The sequence below is a fragment of the Rathayibacter sp. AY1A2 genome, assembly GCF_002930935.1.
Taxonomy (GTDB): Bacteria; Actinomycetota; Actinomycetes; order Actinomycetales; family Microbacteriaceae; genus Rathayibacter.
Genome location: NZ_PSTP01000038.1, coordinates 1 through 5,332, shown reverse-complemented (window position 1 = coordinate 5,332; position 5,332 = coordinate 1). Strand labels below are relative to the sequence as shown.

Here is a 5,332-nt window from a genome sequence, read left to right as displayed (position 1 = left end):
ACGATCGCGGCTGCAGCCGTCCTCTGCGCTTTCGTGTACTACGCCGGTCTGGCCGTCTTCCGGACCGAGGGGGACGTGCCGGCGGCCTCGGCCATCGACTTTCCGGCCGGAAGCGAGCTCGTCAGCGAGACCGTCGAGTGCGCCTCCGGTGGATGCTGGCGGCAGTTCTCGGTGCGCCCGCCCGACGCGATGACTCCCGAGCAGCTGTCGAGCGAGCTCGGAACGACGCCGCAAGCGCGCATCGCAGGAACGCTTTGGGACCCGCGCACCATCACGGTCAGTTCCGCCATCGAGGGACCTCTCCTGAAGATGCGGGCCGATTACTGGTCCCAAGAGTTCATCCCCTAACCACGCGCGCGAAGCGCGGTGCACCGCCGGCGTGACACGGACCAAGGAACGGGCGCTGCATCCGTTCCGTATGGGGATGGTTGGCCGGGCGCCTAGACGTCTGCGGGCAGCGGTATCGTCCCGCGAAGCCTGTGGCGGTGAAGCTCGCACCGTCGATCATTACTCCGACGTTCGGGCCGGAGGACATCAGCGCGGGATGTTCCTACTGCGCTCGGAACTGGCGCTGGTCGCTGCAGTAGCAGTGATGGCCGCGAGCGGCTGTCCTGCGGAACGCTGCCGCCCGCGCCCGCGCGCGGCGCATCCCGCGCGCCGGGCTGGTGCGGGGAACGGCCCTCCCGCAGACGCCAACTTGCAGCTCGCTGCCACGAACACTGTCCCACTGATGATCTTCGAAGGGCATGCGTGTCCCGCTGCCAAGCCCGGGTGTCGGCAACACCCAGGGTTGTATTGCCGAGCTATGCGGAGTAGGCCTAGACGTGCACGACGACCGCTCACAAGGGGTGAGCGCGGGGACTTGGATGAAGGTCGTAATAGTCATGCACACCTCACGAAATCGGTCCGCTGGCAAAATCGCCACGGTGTTCGTTGCGCTCGTCCTGGGTACGGTTGTCGCACCTGCCGCTCAGGCTGACGTACCAGGACTGAACACTCATTCCTGCGACGGACAGACGTACGACCACTCGCTCGGCAGCTACAGCAACGACCAGGGGGACTTGCCGCTGCGTTGCGGAAATTCCCGGTTCGGACTGAATCACATCATCGCTCGCGGCCACTTTGACGCGGACACCAACTTCGATATTCAGCAGACACTCAGCTACGGCCTCTACGCACCCGGGAGCTCAGGCTCTAAGACGCTCTACGACGCAAACTGCACACCCGTCTACTTCGTTCTCTTCGGATATAACGCCTACAACGGCTCCGATCCCCTCGCTAACCCCATCGGCATCGTCAACGCCTACAAAATCGACAGCACCATAAACACCCGATCTACCAGCAGCACCACCGCCGCACCCATCATCCAACCGCCCTACGGGACCGGATGCCCCGTCTACACCCCGATCGAGAACGATTGACCGACACCCGCGACCTCGCCGACGTCGTGGGGTGGATGCGCCGCCACTACTCCACCCCGTACGACGTCATCGCGGCTACCGCAACCCACAGCTCAAACGGATGGAGCGTTGACACAACCATTCGAGCTACACCCACCTCCACTGACGAGGTAGTGAATCTCGACCAGTGGGACCCTGCCGCAATCGATTCCCTGACCACCGGAGGCGACCTTGCAGTCGAAGCCTTCGCGCTAATCTTGCACGCCAACCTCATCGAATGGTGGGATACGGAACGACCGAAAACGTCGACGCGATACTGAACCACTAAACAATGTGACGAATCAAGCATAAGATCCGAGCAGACACCCCCTGCGAGGCGACGGACGGAAAGCAGCTGATTGCTCCGTTGAGCGGCTCTTCACCGGCACGCCGACAGCATCACGGGCCGCCGACCGACTCGACCCTTCCCTCGGCAGCTCCCAGAACCGCGCCACCCCGGGCACGCTGCTTCAACTTCGATCCCATCGCCAACACTCCGACTCACGGTGGTATTGCAACGACCGGCTGAACCCAAGTCCCCCTAACGGACACCTCCGGAGTAGATGAGGACAGCCGCTCCGGCGTCGAGGAGCCTCTCCGGCCCCTGTTCGATGCGCGAGGATTTGGACATGCGTACCGATAGGGAATCGCTCTCCGCGTCGAGCGGGAGCCTCGCGCCCGCAGCGCGAGGCTCCTCTGACCCGGCCCGGCTCGAACGGGCTGCCACCCTCACCGTGCTGCGGGCAGGACACCCCCTTACTGGATTAGGGGTGCCTTGGGCGGGCGCATTCGACGGTAGTGCGGCGCGAGCCTCGGAGGGCTAGTGCGTCGATGCGTCCGGCGTCCGATGAGGGGTCGTCATCCGACCGCCCAGGATGGCCGCGCATGAGACCGGAATCTCGCGGCGCTGTTTGTCGCAATAGACCCGCCCGATGAGATGCCCGATGGTGGGGCGTCAACTGACACACTGAGCGCACGGTCGCTCGTGGGATACGCCCGCGTCTCAACCGACAAGCAGGATGCGACCGCTTAGCGGGACGCGCTCCGGGCGGCCGGCGTCCCATCCGATCAGATCTACGCCGACTTGGGTCTGACCGGCCGGAACCGCGAGCGTCCCGCGCTACGAGAGGCGCTGGCTGCGTGCAACGCCGGATCGACTCTGCTCGTAACGAAGCTCGACCGGCTCGCGCGGTCCATCACAGACCCTCGCGACATCGTTGATGAGCTGACCCGCCGCGGGGTGAAGCTCAGCATCGGGGGATTGGTCCACGATCCGGAGGATCCGATCGGCCGGCTGCTGTTCAACGTGCTCGCGATGGTCGCGGAGTTCGAGGGGGATCTGATTCGTGCCCGCACTCGTGAGGGGATGAAGGTCGCGAAGGCCAAGGGGCGTCTGCGTGGCCGTCAGCCGAAGCTGTCGCCGAAGATCGAGGCGCATCTGGTCGCAGAGCATCGTGCCGGGAACTGCACCGTCGCCGAGTTCGCGGCGGAGTTCAAGGTCGCGCGGTCGACGGTCTATCGGGCGGTGCAGCGGGCTGATGCGCGCGCCGCTGGCGCTGTCGCCCTGGCGCCGCCGACGGAGGGCGCATGATGTCGGGGGCGGAGAGGGTACCTGCGCTGGTGCCGGAGAGGGTGGAAGTGCTGCCCGGTTGGTCTGCGCTTACACGTGTTCTCAGCACCGGGTGGGGAACTCTCGCCCAGGCGATCGCCTGTATCTGGCTCTTCGTCGGGTTCGCGGTCCTTCCTCCGGGATCGCGTCTGCCCCTTTTCGTGCAGCTGGTGCTGTTCTTCGCCGCTCTCGCTTGGTCAGTGATCTGTCTCGCGATCGGCACGTCCAGGGTCACCGGTGAGAAGGAAGCCGGTTACACGACCCTGGGGCTCGGGCGCATCACGGTTCCTGCGGTTGATGCGAGAACGGGCGTCGTCCTGCGGGCGGCAGGCGAGCCGCACTGCCGACTCGTCGGCCGGGTCCGGCACTCCACCGCCGACGCGTCCGCCGCTCAGTCGAACCGCGCGCCCTCCGGCCGCGGCGGCAGCACGAACAGGATCAGCAGGAACACGTAGCCGGCGATCGGCACGAGGATCGCGAGGATCCACAGCCCGCTGCGGTTCACGTCGTGCAGTCGCCGCCAGATCAGCGAGAGCGACGGGAGGAACGTCGCCAGCGCGATGGCGCCCGCGGCGAGCGACACCCAGAAGGTCTGGAACGGCGCGCCGCTCGGGTACGGGGTCAGCGTGAAGTCGAGGCGCCACGGGCCGCCGTCAGCCAGCTGCAGGAGCGCGGTGAGGACGCTGCCGAGGAGGATGATCCACCAGTACTCGGCCCGGCTCGCCCTCCCGCGGAAGCGGAGGTAGTTGCCGAAGAAGCGGCGGAGCGCCGCCATCGGCGGAGCCCCGTAGTAGGGGAGGGTCAGCGGCGGCTCGGGGGTGCTCGGGCTCATCGGGTTCCGTCTCTCATCCCTCGACCGTATCCCCTGCTCCCCGGGGCGCCGCGTCGTCCGTGCGGACGACATCCCGGTGTTCGCCTCGGCGGAACGGCGCCGTGTTCAGGACGCAGGAGGCCGCCGTGACCACGACTGAGAAAGGCTGCCGTGCTCACAGCGCAGGAACACCGCCGTGTTCACGAAGCTGGAGGCCGTTGTGGACACGATCAGCGAGTAGGGACCGCCTCCGCCCGCACCGCCGCCGTCGCCCGGGCGTCGACGATCAGGCTGACGACGAGCCCCACTACGACGATGACGATCGCGACCCACGGCAGCACGTCGAGCCCGCTCGCGTCGATCGCCAGTCCGCCGACGACCGCGCCGCCGCCGATGCCGATGTTGAACGCCGTCGTCTGGAGCGCCGCGGCGAGGCTCCGCAGCTGGAAGGAGGAGGTGCGCAGCATCCGGGTCTGCAGCATCGCCGGGATGCCGCCGAACGCGATGTTCCAGATCACCGCGGCGACGACCACGGCCGTGGCGGCGCCGGTGCCCGCGGCGACGGCCAGGCCCGCGAGCGCCAGCACGACCGCGATCGCGGCGACCACGAAGCCCGAGCGGGGGAACCGGTCGGTCGCGAAGCCGGCCAGGACGAGTCCGACCGCCCCTGCGCCGCCGAACGCGAAGAGCACGAGCGGCACCGTGTCGGGGGCGAAGGAGGCGTTCTCGAGCCAGGGCGTGATGTAGGTCGAGAGGGTGTTCTGGCCGATCAGCACCAGCAGGATGACGACGCAGACGCCGATGATGCGGGGGAGCGTCCGGTCCTTCCGCGCCGGCAGGCGGATCTCGCCGGTCCGCAGCGGGATGTGGTGGTCGACCGCGGGCAGGAACTTCACCACGATCAGCGCGAGCACGAGCACGACGCCGCCGAGGATCGCGAAGGTGGGCCGCCAGCCGAACGCGTGCCCGAGCGCCGTGCCCAGGGGGACGCCGAGGACGAAGGCCGCGGATCCGCCGCCCGCCGTGATCGCGGTCGCGCGGCCGAGCTGCTCCGGAGCGACGAGGTGCGCGGAGTAGGCGGCGACGATCGCCCAGAAGAGGCCGTGGGCGAGCCCGCCGAGGATGCGCGCGCCGATGAGCAGCCCGAAGGTGGGGGCGAGCGCGGCGAGGACGTTGGCGACCGCGATGGTGCACAGCGCCACGAGGAGGAGGCTCTTGCGCGAGAAGCGCTGGGTCACCAGGGTCAGCGGAGTCGTCGCGACGACGACGGTCGCGGCGAAGATCGTGACGAGCTGGCCGGTGAGCGAGATGCTCACCCCGAGGTCGCGCGACATGTCGGGGATGAGCCCGGTCGGGAGGAACTCGCTCGTCACGGAGACGAAGACGGCGCCGGCGAGCGTGAGCAGGCCGATCCAGGGGAAGGCGGGGGCTTTCGCGGTGTCCTGAGGGTTCACGGTGTCCTGAGGTCGGGGG

3 protein-coding genes and 2 pseudogenes are annotated in these 5,332 nt (G+C 67.8%); 3 read left to right on the top strand and 2 right to left on the bottom strand.

All coding sequences use genetic code 11. The features are described 5' to 3' along the window. The 3 genes and pseudogenes from C5B93_RS17420 to C5B93_RS16695 form a co-directional block, all read left to right on the top strand. Nucleotides 1-348: pseudogene (locus tag C5B93_RS17420) on the top strand (hypothetical protein); the annotation flags it as partial. A 476-nt stretch (nt 349-824) separates the two neighbouring features. Further along, entirely contained in the window at nt 825-1,421 is a 597-nt protein-coding gene (locus tag C5B93_RS16700) for a hypothetical protein (protein WP_146078540.1), read from the top strand. A gap of 955 nt (nt 1,422-2,376) precedes the next feature. Further along, a pseudogene (locus tag C5B93_RS16695) lies at nt 2,377-3,030 on the top strand (recombinase family protein). A 409-nt stretch (nt 3,031-3,439) separates the two neighbouring features. Here the strand turns inward: C5B93_RS16695 and C5B93_RS16685 are convergent. Continuing rightward, on the bottom strand, nt 3,440-3,880 hold the full coding sequence (locus C5B93_RS16685; RefSeq protein ID WP_181068431.1) for a DUF805 domain-containing protein: 441 nt from the start codon (nt 3,878-3,880) through the stop codon (nt 3,440-3,442). A gap of 209 nt (nt 3,881-4,089) precedes the next feature. After that, nucleotides 4,090-5,332 (bottom strand): MFS transporter (locus tag C5B93_RS16680; RefSeq protein ID WP_219812217.1); only part of this gene is annotated, 1,243 nt, incomplete at its 5' end.